This is a genomic window from Alteromonas gilva (assembly GCF_028595265.1).
In the GTDB taxonomy this organism is placed as follows: Bacteria; Pseudomonadota; Gammaproteobacteria; order Enterobacterales; family Alteromonadaceae; genus Alteromonas; species Alteromonas gilva.
Map to the genome: position 1 here is coordinate 384,265 of NZ_JAQQXP010000003.1, position 15,568 is coordinate 399,832.

Consider the following 15,568-nt stretch of genomic DNA (forward strand, 5'->3'; position numbering starts at 1 on the left):
AACAACACTGTAGACGGCGCAACAGTATACCCAATAAGGGGGCTGCACACAATTATATACGCTTACCAATTGAAACCAAATTTGAGGGTGAAATTTTTAGGGCAGTTTTTGTCGCGGGCCAGGCCGGGGTTTGGTGCGTTCTATCCGGTCCCGGTAACAAAATGCCAGGGCTACCTTGCGTTTGCCATTAACGCAGCCCCTGTTTATACAAGGTGGCTGCGCGGCGGGCCGTTTTGTCTTTAATTAATAACCAGCTTTACAACATCTTTTTCAGTTCATAGATGAAGGCCAGGGCCTGCTTGGGCGTCAGATCGTCCGGGTCCACCGCGGTTATCGCCTGTTCCAGCGCAGACGGGGCAGGTGCAAACAGGGTCGCTTGCGCTGGTTGGCTGGCCGAGCTGGTGCTTGTTGCATGCTGGCTTTCTGCATTGGAATGGCTTTCGAGGTTATGTAAACACTGCTTGGCCGCGGTAATTACCGCCTTGGGCACCCCCGCGAGCTGGGCTACCTGCAGGCCATAGCTTTTGCTCGCAGCGCCGCTTTCTACAGTGTGCATAAAGCGAATGGTATCATCGTGCTCTACCGCCCCAAGGTGCAGATTCTGAGCGCCACTTAATGACTCGGCAAGCTCGGTCAGTTCAAAATAATGGGTTGCGAATAAGGTGAATGCCTGTAACTGGTTAGCCAGATATTCGGCACAGGCCCAGGCCAGTGACAAGCCATCGTAGGTACTGGTACCGCGGCCAATCTCATCCATCAGCACCAGCGAGTGTGGTGTCGCGTTGTGCAAAATATTCGCCGTTTCGGTCATTTCTACCATAAACGTTGAACGGCCCGAGGCCAGATCGTCAGAGGCGCCAATACGGGTGAATATCTTGTCGACAGGGCCTATTTCGGCCTGCTCTGCGGGCACATAACTGCCAATATAGGCGAGCAATACGATCAGCGCCGTCTGGCGCATGAAGGTGGATTTACCGCCCATGTTGGGGCCGGTAATAATCATAGTGCGCTGCGACTGCGTCATGGTCAGCGGGTTAGGAATAAAGGGCTCACTCATCACGTATTCAACCACCGGGTGCCGGCCCTGCTGGTAGCTTACGCCCGGTTCCTCCACCAACGTTGGCGGATGATATTCAAGTGTTTCGGCCCGCTCTGCCAGGGTTACCATAACGTCGAGTTTGGCCAGCGCAGCCGCTGAGGCTATCAGGGCGTCAAGATGGGGAGCAACCAGCTCAAACAGTTCATCGTAGAGGCGTTTTTCCAGCGCCAGCGCGCGGCTTTGACTGGTGAGTACTTTGTCTTCGTGCTCTTTTAGTTCAGGCGTAATGTAGCGCTCGGTGTTTTTTAACGTTTGGCGGCGAATGTAGCTGGCCGGGACCAGTGCGCTGTTGGCACGGGAAACCTCAATAAAAAAGCCATGGACTTTGTTATAACCCACTTTGAGCGTGGCAATGCCGGTTTGCTCACGTTCCCGCAGTTCCATTTGTCGTAAAAACTCTGTTGCGCCGTCGGATAAGTCACGCAGTTCATCCAGTTCACTGCTATAGCCGGGTGCAATAACGCCGCCATCGCGGATGACGACTGGCGGGTTGTCGATAATCGCGCTATCAAGCAACGTGGCCAGGTCGGGAAATTCATTGATCAGCGTGCGCAATTGACTCAGCAACGGGGCGTTATACGCCTGCAAGGCGGACTGTAATGCCGGCAAACTGTTTAATGCATTGCGCAGGCGGGCAAAGTCGCGTGGCCGCGCAGAGCGCAGCGCCAGCCGGGCCATAATACGTTCAATATCACCAATGTATTTGAGCTGTGCAGTTAAGGCCGGATAATCGCCGGTAAGCAACTCTGCAATGGCGGTTTGGCGGTTGGTGAGTTCTTCGCGATCGGTTATCGGGGCGTGCAAAAAGCGTTGCAGCAAGCGACTGCCCATGGCGGTCGCGGTATTATCCAGTACGGCGAACAAGGTATGCTCGGTGCCACCTGACAGGTTATGGGTGAGTTCGAGGTTGCGTCGCGTGGCGGCGTCAAGCTGAACTTTGGTCGACTGTTGCTCCAGACTGATAGCTCTGATATGCGGTAACGCGGTGCGCTGGGTATCTTTAACATACTGCAGGATACAGCCAGCTGCTCCCACGCCCAGGGTCACATTAGCTAAGCCAAAACCACTTAATTCGCGGGTGCCAAACTGATCATTTAACTGTTGCTGAGCGGTCTGCTGATCAAACTCCCATTCAGGACGCCGACGCAAACCTTTTATGTGATCTATTTTTGTCAGCCATTCGAACCCTTCCGGATAAAGTAGTTCTGCCGGTCGCAGACGCTGTAACTCGGCGCTTAGCATGTCGGTGCCCTGAAACTCGCTGACTAAAAAGCGACCGCTGGTAATATCCAGCCAGGCGATGCCAAACTGCTCTTTATGACCAACTACAGCAGCCAGTACGTTATCCTGGCGTTCATCTAACAAGGCTTCGTCGGTCACGGTTCCCGGGGTAACAATACGCTGGACCTGACGCTCTACCGGCCCTTTGCTGGTGGCCGGATCGCCCACTTGCTCACAAATCGCTACTGACTCGCCCATTTTTACCAGCCGGGCAAGATAGCTGTCTACGGCATGGTAAGGCACACCGGCCATTGGAATAGGGTCACCGCCGGATTTGCCGCGGGCCGTCAACGAAATATCGAGTAACTCGGCCGCCCGTTTGGCATCATCATAAAACAACTCATAAAAGTCGCCCATGCGGTAAAACAGTAAAATATTGGGGTGCTGCGCCTTAATATTCAGATATTGGCGCATCATCGGAGTGTGTGATTCCAAGAATGCCTCAGCTTGCTGGTTGCTTGCGATTAGTGAACAGACCACGGCATAATACCGCTTTTATATACTGAATGTATTATTGCTATGAGTCAGCCATTTTCAACTGTTTCACACTCACAACTTGATTTAAATGGATTATCTGCACAGATTTTAGCCGTGGGTGATGCCTTGCGCGCTAAACAGTGGACGCTCACCACCGCTGAGTCCTGCACCGGCGGCGGGATTGCCTATGCACTGACATCTGTGGCCGGCAGTTCTGATTGGTTCAAACAAGGCTGGGTGACTTATGCGAATGAGGCAAAACAGCATTTGGTTAATGTAAGCAAAGATTCGTTAACCGCCTATGGCGCGGTGTCGGCTCAGGTGGTGACCGAAATGGCCATCGGTGCGGCGCATAATGCAGGTGCCCAGTGCGCGGTCGCGGTTAGCGGTGTGGCGGGCCCGGGCGGCGGTTCAGAGGCGAAACCGGTGGGCACCGTGTGGTTTGGCTTTACGATAAATGGCAACAGCGACGCACTGGTTAAGCAATTTGCCGGAGACAGGGCTGCAGTACGAAACCAATCAATAGAATTTGCTGTATCAACACTGCACCAGAGACTCGTTGCAGTTTAAAATGAGTGTGTTGAAATAGAGAAAAGATAAAATGCATATTGCACTGTATAACTATACAGTATAGTATGACGTCATTAATTCGCGTATCACAAGTTGATGTGCAGTGTAGCTGCCAACGTTTTTATGTAGTGATTACGCAGACAGTAAAAAATAACGAGGACACATCGGTGGACGACAATAAATCTAAAGCGTTAACAGCAGCAGTCGGTCAAATTGAAAAGCAATTTGGTAAAGGCGCTATTATGCGTTTGGGCGACAATAAAGCAATGGATATCGAGTCTATATCTACCGGTTCATTAACCATAGACATTGCGCTGGGTATAGGCGGATTGCCCTGTGGCCGGGTGGTGGAAATTTATGGTCCTGAGTCATCGGGTAAAACCACCCTTACTTTGCAGGTTATCGCTGAAGCACAAAAAGTGGGTAAAACCTGTGCCTTCGTTGATGCCGAACATGCCCTTGACCCGATTTACGCTGAGAAATTAGGCGTAAACATTGATGACTTGCTGGTGTCGCAACCTGATACCGGTGAGCAGGCACTTGAGATTTGCGACATGCTGGTGCGTTCTGGCGCTGTTGATGTGGTGATTGTTGACTCTGTTGCAGCGTTGACCCCCAAAGCTGAAATCGAAGGTGATATGGGCGATTCACACGTTGGTTTGCAAGCACGCTTAATGTCTCAGGCACTGCGTAAGTTAACGGCAAATATTAAACGCTCAAATACGCTTTGCATATTCATTAACCAAATCCGGATGAAGATTGGTGTAATGTTTGGTTCGCCAGAGACCACCACTGGCGGTAACGCCCTTAAGTTCTACTCATCTGTTCGATTAGATATTCGCCGTATTGGCGCAATCAAAGAGGGCGATGAGGTAGTCGGTAACGAAACCCGCGTTAAAGTAGTTAAAAATAAGGTGGCTCCGCCCTTTAAACAAGCTGAGTTCCAGATTATGTATGGTCAGGGAATTTGCAAAGAAGCTGAATTGATTGACCTGGGTGTTAAGCAGAAATTGGTGGATAAAGCCGGTGCGTGGTATAGCTACAACGGTGATCGAATTGGCCAGGGTAAAGCTAACGTCGTGAAGTTTTTACAAGAGAACACTGATATTGCAAAGGATATTGAGCAGAAGATCCGCGCAGAATTATTGTTAACCAAAAAAGTTAAGCCAGAGGACGTTGAATCAGAGGAAGTGCTTTAACGTTAGCTGCCACGGTTTCAACTATCCGTTGGAAACTCCCCCTATAAGCCTTCTTATAGTTTGCCCATCCTTTAGGATGGGCTTTTTTTTGGATAGCAAAAACGCTTTAACAGTTATACTTTATCGTCGATGCCGGGCATGGCATCGCGCCAACTCTGAGGCACCTTGCCCTGTAACAGATATGAATAAGCCAGCAGCTCTGCAATGACATAATAAAGCGATTCAGGGATAGACTGGCCCAAATCAAGGGTGGTTAAAAATTCACTGAGGTATGGATCCTCATGAATAAGAACACCGTTTTCTTTGGCGCTGGCAATAATCGCTTCAGCCAGATCGCCATAGCCTTTGGCAACAATCGTGGGCGCCTGGGATGGTTCGGCTTCATTATATTTAATACCAACAGCGCGTTTACTTTTCTTGCTCATGCCCGTGTTTCCAGCAGTTGGAAGGGTTTGCTTGCGAGTGTATCAGGGATTTTTCCGAGCTGTACTTTATGCTCTTGAACCTCAAGCCCAAGTTGCGAAAAGCGTTTTAACAAAAATGGCAAAGTGAGACCCACTTTTTCAAGCAATTGTTGGTTTGAGGTATAAATATCCAAAAAAATTTGCTCTGATTTAATTTTAACTTTTGACAGCAATTCTCCCTGTTCACCAATATTCAGCTTCATGGTTAAATTCCAGGTCGCGTTTTCATCTGCTTGCTCGTTATCCTCTTTTTTGTCTTTTTCCCGGCGGATGAGTAATTCTGATGACTGATGGTGTTGATGTAATGCCGGTAACACATAGAAAAATGAATCCTGACCTTGCAACGTTTGGTCTAAATTCGCGAGTTTTGCACTTTGGTGACCAGCAAGTAGCCCTTTAAGCTGTTTGAGTAAATTTTGCTGACTGTCCAGCTGAGCAAACTCCCGTATTTGACGACCACTAAGACTAGCGAGTAAACCGGGCCGGGGTGCGCCTGAAGAGCCGGCAGTATTTTTTGCGCGGCTTAACAGTTGTTCCAGATCAGCGTGCTGACTGAAATGTCGGCCGAGCAGTGATACTTGCAGCACCTGTAGCAACCCACTCATAAACGAATGACCCGCCGGCGGTGTGAGCAGGCTGCCCGGCGATTGCAGCCAAGCTGCTGACGTCATTAACTGCTTAATGGCTGCACTGACTTGCTGGGTATCGGCCACGGGTAATTTTGAAATGGTGCCGGCTTCACCGGTTAAATTGCTGGCGGTAAAGGCATTGTCTGCGGCGCCGGTGGCAGACTTACTGTGAAAATCGAGCTGTAACTGCGCGATCACCGCGTGTAGCGCTTTAGACGACGTCTCTGCGCCGGCGTTGATGGTGCCTTTTGTCACCGACGCCGCGGCCGCATTATTGACTGCAGGCGAGCCTTTGTCTGACTGGCAAGCGGCCTGATTTTTGGGAGACTCGCTGGGGGGCTTTATTGTGGCTGCGCTGGTATCACTGGCAGCGTTGCCTGTGTTAGCAATTTTTTGTAATGCACCGACTAAACTGGCGACATTAGGCGACTGTGAATGGGTGTTAACAACATTGAGTCGATTGGCTGTGCCAATGAATAATGAAAGGGCGGACTTTAATTCAGGTGATAACCCGGCAATTTTCAACTGAGCCAAACTTGCTGTTGCCTGTTCAGGTTTTAAAGTGGCGGCGTCGGCGGTCGTTTTTGCTACTGTTTTAGCTGCTAAGCCGTCCTGTAAGGTGACATTGTCGTTGGTCAATGTCTGTGCCGCTGAGCCCGCAGCTTTAGATTGGGAGTAATTGAGCTCGGTTCGGGGCAGTTTGTCACCGGATAATGCCTGTGAATTAAGTTGCTTAACCATTTGCTGATTGATATTTGGCAGCGCATTGAGTAATGATTTTGACGGTGCGGTATCAACTGCCATCACCTGAGCACGGCTGCCAGCGAGCAGTAAGGTGTCACCTTTTAACGTTACTGACATTGGCGTCATCTGGCTAAAGCGCTGTAACTGCCCAGCGGATTTGGCGGGTAAATGACCGTCAGCCCATTGGCTTAACGATTTTATATCAGCTGCAATCCCCTGGGCGAGAATGGCTTTCAGCGCAGCGTGAATTGCCGGCGATGAAGATGGCAGTTGGCCTTTCAACATTGTACCAGCCGCCGCAGAGGGAGCATTACCGGATGCACCGGGAGACGATTGCAGAGTAACTGCGGCTTGCCATTCTGCGCGGTTCGATGCAAGCGGGGTTAAGGTTAAAGTCGCCGTCGCAGGTAAGCTTAAGCTGGCAAGCAAGGCGGTGATACCTGCCTTAGTGGCTGAGGCCTGGGACACTGATGAGCCTTGCGATGTATTGGTCATGGCAATATCGATCATTTGTTTACCACTCCCATCCAGTGAACCAATACGAAGATGGACGGTATTATTATTGAAGCTCACGATCTCGGCGGGCAAAGAAAGCGGCGTTCGGTGGGCCTGGGCTAAAACAGTAACCAGCGATTGTATCTGAGTTTTGCTTAACGGTTGGCTAAGTGACTCCGGACTTAACTTAATCAGCGTTGGCAACACGTTGTTTAAAGTTGACTGAGACAACAGTGTTTTTAGTTCTACTGTGGTTTGCTGGCTAACCTGTACCGGTGTCGACAGCGGCAGTTTCATTAACAACAAACTGTCAGCCGATGAAGTCGTGACAGCCGGTGAGACCTGAACGGTTTGCCTTTGCGGCGTTTGCAACGCAGAGGTTTGCCGCGCAGTCTGGGCATTAGCAGTGACATTAGTCACTGGCTGCAATGGCATCGCTACGCGGTTAACGTCTAACTGCCTGGCCGGCGCCGCAGGCAGGTCACTCGCGCGAGGGCCGGAGGCGGTGTTGGATGAGGGTGGTGTGGGTTGTGAAGGTTGCATGCAGTTGTTATCGGCCATGGAGTCTGAGAGTTAAGTATAATGTGAATCTGAGCGGAATTTGAATTGGATCAGAAAAATGCCGATCACATTCACAGGTAAGATGCGTCGAGGCACAGTTATGGTAGAATGCGGCGATTTTAATTCGACATTGTTAACCAGTTCATTTTAACGGGATTTCTTGTGGCGGGACTCAAAGCCGACAATCTGACCTGCATAAAACGTGACAGGGTGCTTTTCAGCGGTCTTTCCTTGTCGCTGAAACCGGGTACGTTGTTACATTTGCGTGGCCCAAACGGCGCGGGGAAAACCAGTTTACTGCGTATTTTAAGTGGTTTGTCGACGCCGGAATCTGGTCAACTGTATTTTGACAATGCGTCTTTGCATGCTGGTTGGGAGCCGTTGCACCAGCAACTCATTTATATTGGTCACAAGGCCGGCGTCAATGGCGCACTCACGGCGCTGGAAAACCTCAGATTTTGGAGTGCCCAGCACCACAGCGACTTTGACACTGACCATTGTTTAACCGTACTGGCCAGACTCGGGTTGGTGGGCTTAGAAGATGTGCCGGTGAAAATGCTCTCGGCAGGTCAGCAACGTCGGGTAGCCCTGGCGCGTCTATGGTTAAAAAAGGCGATCTATTGGATTCTGGATGAGCCGTTCACCGCGCTGGACGCCGAGGGGATTAATATCCTCGAACAACACATGCAAAACCATGTGAGCAATGGTGGCGCCATTATTACCACGTCTCATCAACCCCTGTCGGATTCTGCGGGGCCGTTTACAGAGTTATATCTGGAATACAATATATGAGTGGTTTGTACGAAGGCATATTTAAACGGGATATGGCACTGGCTTTTCGGCAACGCTCGGAACTTGCACAACCATTAATGTTCTTAACCATGGTGATCACGCTTTTCCCGCTCGGCATTGGGCCTGGCCCGGCCACTCTGCAAAAAATTGGCCCCGGGGTTATTTGGATCGCCGCCATACTATCTTCATTGTTAGCGATGGAGCGTTTATTCCGGGATGATTTTTGGGACGGCTCACTGGAACAATATATGCTCAGTGGGCAGCCAATGTGGGCGGTAAGTGCGGTCAAGGTCGCCGCGCACTGGCTGGTGAGTTTTATACCCCTGGTGGTATTATCCCCGTTGCTTGCGTTGTTTTTAAATTTGACCGTCGATATGTATGTGGCATTAATGCTTTCCCTGTTACTGGGAACCCCCTTGTTATCTTTGGTCGGCGCGATAGCGGTGGGCTTAACGGTGGGATTGCAGCGTGGCGGTGTACTGTTAGCGTTGTTATTAATACCGGTGTTTATTCCGTTGCTGATTTTTGCCACGTCGGCAGTAGATTCTGCCGCACTGCAATTACCTTATCGGGCACAACTTGCTATGATTGGCGCCATGTTATTAGTTGCTACCGCAACCGCCCCCTTTGCTATTGCTTATGCACTTAAAGTGAGTCAAAACTAATGTGGAAGTGGTTACATCCCTACGCAAAACCTGAACGTGCTTATCAACTCTGCCAGAGACTGGAGCCTTACCTGTGGTGGCCGGGCATGCTGGCGTTGCTGGTTGGGTGTATCTGGGGATTAGCTTTTGCACCGCAGGATTATCAGCAGGGTGATTCCTTCCGGATTATCTATATTCATGTGCCCAGCGCTATTTTGTCGATGAGTACTTATGTGGTCATGGCGGTCGCCGCGCTGGTTGGAATTGTCTGGCAATGGCGCACGGCCTTTATGGCAATGATAGCCATGGCACCGGTCGGTGCGGTGGTCACCTTTATCGCGTTGTTTACCGGCGCTGCCTGGGGTAAACCCATGTGGGGAACCTGGTGGGTGTGGGATGCACGGTTAACCTCAGAATTGATTTTACTGTTTTTATACCTTGGCGTAATTGCCTTGTACGGCGCCTTTGAAGATAAACAGCAAGCGGGCAAAGCCGCGGGTGTTATGGCCATGGTCGGGGTGGTTAACATACCTGTTATCCATTATTCGGTTGAATGGTGGAACACGCTTCACCAGGGGGCCACAATCAGTAAATTTGATAAGCCCTCGATTGCACCAGAAATGTTGTGGCCATTATTGATCGCTTTGCTGGGATTGGCCTTATTTATTGCAGCAGTAAGTGTAATGCGTATGAAAAATGAAATCATTCGGCGGGAGTATCACCGGCCCTGGGTTAAAGATCTGGCTGGGTCGGTGGGAGACTGATATGCAATTTGAAAGTTGGCAAGCATTTTTTCATATGGGGGGCTATGCCCTGTATGTGTGGCTGTCTTTTGGGGTATCTGTTATTGCGATGGCCTGGATTGTTATCGATAGCCGTATGTCACATAAACAATTGCTCAAAAAAGCACGTCAGGAGCAGGCGCGTCAGGCGCGTATCGCCGCCGCACGTCGTAATCAAATGGCGAATCCTGAGACTCAACAGGTAGGAAAGTAGTATGAATCCGAGAAGACAACGACGGCTAGCCGCAGTAGCTGGTGCAGGGTTACTGATAGTCGGTGCCGTAACACTGATGCTGTTTGCGCTGAATGACAATATTGATTTGTTTTATACCCCTTCTGAAATCGTTGAGGGTAAAGATGGTGTTAAACCGTCGGTCGGGCAGCGCTTACGTATTGGTGGCATGGTAGTACCCGGTTCGGTTTCCAGAGACAGTGAATCGCTGCAAGTGAGCTTTACACTGGTAGATACGGGCCCCGCGGTAGAAGTGCGTTATGCCGGTATTTTGCCTGACTTGTTTCGCGAGGGGCAGGGTATTGTCGCAACAGGCATGTTGGTGGACGCGAACGTGATAGAAGCCGAGGAAGTGCTTGCCAAACACGACGAAGAGTATATGCCGCCTGAGTTGGCTGAAAAAATGAAAGGCATCAAGCATGTCAAGCCTAACGAAGGAAACAACCAGTCGTGATCCCCGAGATAGGTAATATTGCTGTTGCGTTGGCGTTAGTCGCGTCAATTTTACTGGCCGTGTACCCTCTGTGGGGGGCTTACCGTGGACATGGGCCAATGATTGCAACGGCCAGGCCGCTGGCCATGAGTATGTTTGTTTTTACTGCAATCGCCTTTGGCTGCTTGATTTACGCATTTGTTACTGACGACTTTACGCTTAATTATGTCGCCCAACATTCAAATAGTCGTTTACCGGTTCATTACAAAGTCACCGCTGTGTGGGGCGGGCATGAAGGCTCCTTTCTGCTATGGGTGCTGATGCTGTCACTCTGGACAGTCGCCGTGGCGTTATTTAGCCGTGGTATACCGCAAATTATGATTGCCCGGGTGTTGTCGGTACTGGGCATGGTGTCTGTTGGCTTTTATCTGTTTATTTTGTTGACCTCAAATCCCTTCGACAGCATGTTGCCGTATTTCCCTGTGGATGGCCGTGATTTAAATCCCTTGTTGCAGGATTTTGGCATGATTATTCATCCGCCAATGCTGTATATGGGCTATGTGGGATTTTCTGTCGCGTTCGCGTTTGCTGTCTCGGCGCTGCTTTCAGGCCAGCTGGATTCAACCTGGGCTCGTTGGTCACGACCTTGGGTTATTGCAGCCTGGAGCTTTTTGTCGGTGGGTATCGCGTTGGGCAGTTGGTGGGCTTATTACGAATTAGGCTGGGGCGGCTGGTGGTTTTGGGACCCGGTAGAAAATGCCTCATTTATGCCGTGGCTGGTGGGGACGGCCTTAATGCATTCTCTGGCCGTGACCGAAAAGCGTAAGGTGTTTAAATCCTGGACGGTATTACTGGCTATTGCGGCGTTTTCACTGAGTTTATTAGGAACATTTTTAGTCCGCTCTGGTGTGATTGTATCGGTTCATTCATTTGCCAGCGATCCGGCCCGCGGCTTGTTTATCCTCGCCATTCTGGTGATACTCACCGGTGTTAGCCTGGTGCTGTATGCGCTGCGCGCTCAGCAACTAAAGAGTCCCGGCCGCTATCAGTTACTTTCCCGCGAAGTCATGCTCATGGGTAATAACGTGTTCCTGTGTGCGGCGACGCTGGTGGTGTTGCTTGGCACCTTACTCCCCCTGGTGCATAAGGAGTTGGGCTTAGGCTCTATCTCAATTGGAGCGCCTTTCTTCAATCAAATGTTTACCTGGTTGATTGTGCCTTTTGTGTTATGCATGGGGATTGGTCCGCTCATCCGCTGGAAGAATCAGCCTGCCAGACAAGTGCAAAAAACGCTGTTGTTGGCGTTTGGCCTGAGTGTCAGCGCCGGCATACTGATTAACTACAGCTACGATGCGCCTGCTTATATGGCGGCTTTAGGACTGGTATTAAGTGGCTGGGTACTGATCACGACAACTCTTGAAGTCTTGCAGCGGGTTGCTTCAATGGATGACAGTTTGTCGGTGACTGAGCGTTTGCGCCGTCTTACGCCGAGTCATTGGGGAATGATTTTAGGTCATCTTGGTTTTGCTGTAACCCTGATTGGCATCACCCTGGTGAGTAACTACGATGTGGAGCGCGACGTACGAATGAAACCGGGCCAATCGGTCACGTTATCTGGCTATGAGTTTGCATTCCGCGGTATTGAGCAGCGCAACGGGCCAAATTACACGGCAGACGTGGGCATCTTTGACGTGTATGAGTCCGGTGAGAAGCTTGTTCATCTGGAGCCCGAAAAACGTCTGTATCAGGTGCAGCGCATGCCCATGACAGAAGCCGGCATCCACACCACCTTACTGCGCGATCTGTTTATTGCCCTGGGCGAGCCACTCGACGACGGTGCCTGGGCAGTTCGTGTCTATATAAAACCTTTTGTTATCTGGATTTGGGCCGGCGCGGTGATCATGGCGCTAGGTGGCGTTTGCTCTATAACCGATAAACGCTACCGAATGGCTAAAGTCGCCAAAGCCGGCCGGTTCGGGCAACGACCAGCGACCACGGAGGCGCGGTTATGAAACGATTCATGATTTTCGGTATCCCGTTAATTGTCTTTTTACTGTTAGTGGTATTTTTATTCAGCGGTTTGTTTTCTGATCCCCGCGCGCTCGATTCGCAGGTGGAAGGCAAGCCCGTGCCAGCGTTTCAATTGCCCGACTTAATGGCGCCTGAGGTAACCTATACTCCGGATGTATTCAAAGGGCAGGTGACCTTGCTCAATGTGTGGGGAGTGTGGTGCGTCACTTGTGCCGTTGAATTACCTTATCTGACTGAACTGGTCGAGCAACACAATGTGAATATCGTTGGCTTATATTTTGATCAGGATCTGGATCCTGAGTTTGGTACCAAAACGGTACAACGGGTGCAACAAGAGGTGCGTGAGATTACCGACCGGTTTGGTAATCCCTATCAGTTTCATATTTTTGATGTGTACCGTGACACCGCCTTGGATTTAGGCGTGACGGGCGCGCCTGAACATTTCTTAATTGACCATAACGGCATTATTCGGATGCATCATATTGGCGATATTAACGAGCGTGTGTGGGCAAATAAAATCGGGCCGCTGTATGGCCAATTAACCGATGAACTGGCCAAATCGCGGAGCGCTGAATGAGAATACTGTTAATTACGGTCTTATTGATAGTTGCCGGCAGTGCTGTTGCTACCGAAGATAGTTACGAATTTGACACGCCGCAGCAACGACAGTCATTTTTATCGCTCACAGCAGAGCTGCGCTGTCCGATGTGTCAGAATCAAAATATCGCCGATTCTGATGCTATGATTGCGCATGACATGCGACGCAAAGTGTATAACCTGATCAAGCAAGGTAAAACTAACGATGAGGTTATTGCGTACATGAAATCCCGCTACGGAGATTTTATTCATTATCAGCCGCCGGTTACGCCGGTCACGGTTTGGTTATGGCTGACGCCTTTGCTGTTTGCTGCGCTTGCCATTGCAGTGGTTATTTGGCGTCGTAAATCGACGCCGCCACAAGACATGGCAACGAAGCTGGCGGCAGCAGAAAAAATGCTGGAGCAAAATAAATAATGACCTGGATGTTTTTTGCGACAGTTTTTGTATTGGTGGTCTTACTGTTTTTAGCCGTTGTGTTGCCATGGCTTCGCGCCCGTGGACCACAGGAGAACCTGACACAAGCCAATATCGCGGTGGTAAAACAACGCCTGACAGAGCTACAACGGGAAGTTGAAGAAGGCATACTCAGCGAGCAGGATATGCGCCAGGCCAGTGATGAAATCAAAATATCACTGGTTGAAGAGCAATATGCCCAGGTTGATCAGCAAAGCCCTGCAACCCTGGCACTTTGTATTGGTGCCGCGCTGGCTTTAGCGGTAGGTGGCTGGGCCTATTACCAGGCAAGTAACCTGACAAGATTGAGTGATGCTCAGGCGGCGCTGAATGCATTGCCGCAACTGAGTGCCAAACTTGCTGAGGGGGCAGGAGAAAACTTCACCTCAGAGGATTTTCAGCAGTTGACCCTGGCGATACGTAAACGATTACAAAATGACCCGGATGATGGCCAGGGCTGGATGTATCTGGGTCGCGTCTGGATGGCGCTGGGGCAAACGCAGGAGGCCTACAGTGCACTTGAAAAGGCTCTGCACTATGCGCCAGACGACGCTGACGTGCGCATGACCTACGCCCGGGCGCTAATGGGCAGCGATGACAAAGAGCAACTGCAAAATGCGCAGCGTTTGCTTAGCCGCTTAGTGACCGAACAACCGGACAATAATAATCTGACATTAATGTTGGCGGTTGTTGCAGGCAGACTGGGTGACCAGGCGCAGCTGGCCAGCAACCTGGCCCGTCTTGAGGGTAAGTTGCCAGCCGATAATCCGCTTAGTATACAGCTAAGGGAGCGCCTGGCGGCCTTGCAGGGCGATGCAACTACCGCAGCAGCAGACAGCGCCGAGCCGTTAACCGGGTTTACGCTGACCATCTCGGTAGATGAAACACTGGCTGCCAGTGTCCCTGAAGATGCGTTTTTATTTGTGTTTGCACAGGATGCCAACGGCGATAATAAAATGCCGGCGGCTGTGGTGCGGATGCCGTTAAAAGAGATGCCATTAACAGTGACCTTAAGCAATGAAAATGCGATGACGCCAACTTATTCGTTGAATCAGCTTTCAGCGGTACGGATTGTGGCAAGAGTCTCGGCGGATCAGCAGGCACCGGCGCAAACAGGTGATTTGGAAGGGGTAATCAATGCGCCGGTAGTGACCGGGCAACTGAGTGAATTAGAGATTGTGATTAACAAGGAATTGATGTGACGATATTTACCCGCCGTTTGGCGTTTGTTATTTTTTCTATTGGTTTGTCAGTGCTGACAGGCTGCGCCAGCAACTCTGCCAAAGAGCAGGCCAGTGCCAACGACGCTGCTCAGCAAACCGGTTATTCGGATCCGCGCGATCCATTAGAGCCAGTCAACCGATTGGTATGGGATTTTAACTGGGAAGTACTGGATAAGTTATTACTCAGGCCGGTGACTAAAGCCTACGTTACTGTGGTGCCTGGCTTTGCCAGAACGGGGTTGTCTAATGCGGTAGAAAACTTAGCGGAGCCGAGCTATGTGGTCAATAACCTGTTGCAGGGTAAAATTGGCCCGTCGTTTGATAGCTTTACCCGCTTTGCAATTAATTCTACTGTTGGCGTGGTTGGGCTTTTTGATGTCGCCGGGGCTATGGGTTTGCAACGACAGGAAGAAGAGTTTGGCGAAGTGTTGGGTAAGTGGGGCGTAGGTACCGGCCCCTTTTTAATGCTGCCGGCCCGTGGTCCCAACGATCCGCGAACCTTTACCGGTGACGTTGTCGATAATCTGTATTTTCCGATGACATTGATGACAGGTAACCTGAACGTGCTGCGTTTTACGGTGGGTGCACTGGAAAGCCGGGCGCAGCTACTGGGTCAGGAAGGTCAGATCGAAAATGCGGTAGATGACTATCAGCAGGTTAAAAATATTTACTTTCAAAACCTCGAGTTCAGGGTAACTGACGGTAAAAACCTTGATAGTCAGCCCGATGAAAAAGAATCCGAAGACTTCGAAGAGTTTGATTCAATGTTTGATGATATTGATTTGGACGCTGAAACCAGCGACGGTAATTAAACCGTCCATGAAGCAAAAAAGGTCAGGCAATCATCCCTGACCTTTTT

15 protein-coding genes are annotated in these 15,568 nt (G+C 50.4%); 12 read left to right on the forward strand and 3 right to left on the reverse strand.

The annotated features are described in order from the left end of the window. Positions 1 to 256: 256 nt before the first annotated feature. Entirely contained in the window at positions 257 to 2,797 is a 2,541-nt protein-coding gene (gene mutS / locus OIK42_RS18025) for a DNA mismatch repair protein MutS (protein ID WP_273642667.1), read from the reverse strand. A gap of 102 nt (positions 2,798 to 2,899) precedes the next feature. Between mutS and OIK42_RS18030 the strand changes: the two genes are divergently transcribed. Together OIK42_RS18030 and recA are read left to right on the forward strand one after the other, a co-directional pair. Further along, positions 2,900 to 3,427 (forward strand): nicotinamide-nucleotide amidohydrolase family protein, encoded by a 528-nt coding sequence (locus OIK42_RS18030; RefSeq protein ID WP_273642503.1) that lies wholly within the window; start codon positions 2,900 to 2,902, stop codon positions 3,425 to 3,427. A gap of 167 nt (positions 3,428 to 3,594) precedes the next feature. Next, positions 3,595 to 4,626: a recombinase RecA gene (recA, locus tag OIK42_RS18035; RefSeq protein WP_273642504.1), complete on the forward strand. Its 1,032-nt coding sequence runs from the start codon at positions 3,595 to 3,597 to the stop codon at positions 4,624 to 4,626. Between the two features lie 113 nt (positions 4,627 to 4,739). Here the strand turns inward: recA and OIK42_RS18040 are convergent, their stop codons facing one another. Both OIK42_RS18040 and OIK42_RS18045 read right to left on the reverse strand, forming a co-directional pair. Next, complete coding sequence (locus OIK42_RS18040) at positions 4,740 to 5,051, reverse strand: EscU/YscU/HrcU family type III secretion system export apparatus switch protein (RefSeq protein ID WP_273642506.1); 312 nt, start codon at positions 5,049 to 5,051, stop codon at positions 4,740 to 4,742. Further along, entirely contained in the window at positions 5,048 to 7,501 is a 2,454-nt protein-coding gene (locus OIK42_RS18045) for a hypothetical protein (protein ID WP_273642507.1), read from the reverse strand. The genes OIK42_RS18040 and OIK42_RS18045 overlap by 4 nt, the downstream gene beginning before the upstream one ends. 180 nt (positions 7,502 to 7,681) lie before the next feature. On the opposite strand from OIK42_RS18045, the gene ccmA reads away from it, so the two are divergent. From ccmA to OIK42_RS18095, 10 genes are read left to right on the forward strand one after another with little or no spacing between them, the layout of a single operon-like run. Next, on the forward strand, positions 7,682 to 8,311 hold the full coding sequence (ccmA, locus tag OIK42_RS18050; RefSeq protein WP_273642509.1) for a cytochrome c biogenesis heme-transporting ATPase CcmA: 630 nt from the start codon (positions 7,682 to 7,684) through the stop codon (positions 8,309 to 8,311). Next, positions 8,308 to 8,976, forward strand: coding sequence for a heme exporter protein CcmB (ccmB, locus tag OIK42_RS18055; RefSeq protein ID WP_273642511.1), 669 nt, complete (start codon positions 8,308 to 8,310; stop codon positions 8,974 to 8,976). Before ccmA ends, ccmB begins: the two co-directional genes overlap by 4 nt. Continuing rightward, positions 8,976 to 9,719: a heme ABC transporter permease gene (locus tag OIK42_RS18060; RefSeq protein WP_273642512.1), complete on the forward strand. Its 744-nt coding sequence runs from the start codon at positions 8,976 to 8,978 to the stop codon at positions 9,717 to 9,719. The genes ccmB and OIK42_RS18060 overlap by 1 nt, the downstream gene beginning before the upstream one ends. Before the next feature lies 1 nt (position 9,720). Continuing rightward, positions 9,721 to 9,951 carry a heme exporter protein CcmD gene (gene ccmD / locus OIK42_RS18065; RefSeq protein ID WP_273642513.1) on the forward strand — a complete coding sequence of 77 codons (231 nt, stop codon included), beginning with the start codon at positions 9,721 to 9,723 and terminating at the stop codon, positions 9,949 to 9,951. A gap of 1 nt (position 9,952) precedes the next feature. Continuing rightward, on the forward strand, positions 9,953 to 10,423 hold the full coding sequence (gene ccmE, locus OIK42_RS18070; protein WP_273642514.1) for a cytochrome c maturation protein CcmE: 471 nt from the start codon (positions 9,953 to 9,955) through the stop codon (positions 10,421 to 10,423). Then, positions 10,420 to 12,414, forward strand: a complete 1,995-nt coding sequence (locus OIK42_RS18075) for a heme lyase CcmF/NrfE family subunit (protein WP_273642516.1) — start codon at positions 10,420 to 10,422, stop codon at positions 12,412 to 12,414. The genes ccmE and OIK42_RS18075 overlap by 4 nt, the downstream gene beginning before the upstream one ends. Beyond that, complete coding sequence (locus OIK42_RS18080) at positions 12,411 to 13,010, forward strand: redoxin family protein (protein ID WP_273642517.1); 600 nt, start codon at positions 12,411 to 12,413, stop codon at positions 13,008 to 13,010. The genes OIK42_RS18075 and OIK42_RS18080 overlap by 4 nt, the downstream gene beginning before the upstream one ends. Next, positions 13,007 to 13,447 carry a cytochrome c-type biogenesis protein gene (locus OIK42_RS18085; RefSeq protein WP_273642518.1) on the forward strand — a complete coding sequence of 147 codons (441 nt, stop codon included), beginning with the start codon at positions 13,007 to 13,009 and terminating at the stop codon, positions 13,445 to 13,447. The genes OIK42_RS18080 and OIK42_RS18085 overlap by 4 nt, the downstream gene beginning before the upstream one ends. Further along, positions 13,447 to 14,688 carry a c-type cytochrome biogenesis protein CcmI gene (gene ccmI / locus OIK42_RS18090; RefSeq protein WP_273642519.1) on the forward strand — a complete coding sequence of 414 codons (1,242 nt, stop codon included), beginning with the start codon at positions 13,447 to 13,449 and terminating at the stop codon, positions 14,686 to 14,688. The genes OIK42_RS18085 and ccmI overlap by 1 nt, the downstream gene beginning before the upstream one ends. Continuing rightward, the gene (locus tag OIK42_RS18095) at positions 14,685 to 15,521 is read left to right on the forward strand and encodes an MlaA family lipoprotein (RefSeq protein ID WP_273642520.1); all 837 of its coding nucleotides are present in this window, start codon (positions 14,685 to 14,687) and stop codon (positions 15,519 to 15,521) included. Before ccmI ends, OIK42_RS18095 begins: the two co-directional genes overlap by 4 nt. Positions 15,522 to 15,568 lie beyond the last annotated feature (47 nt).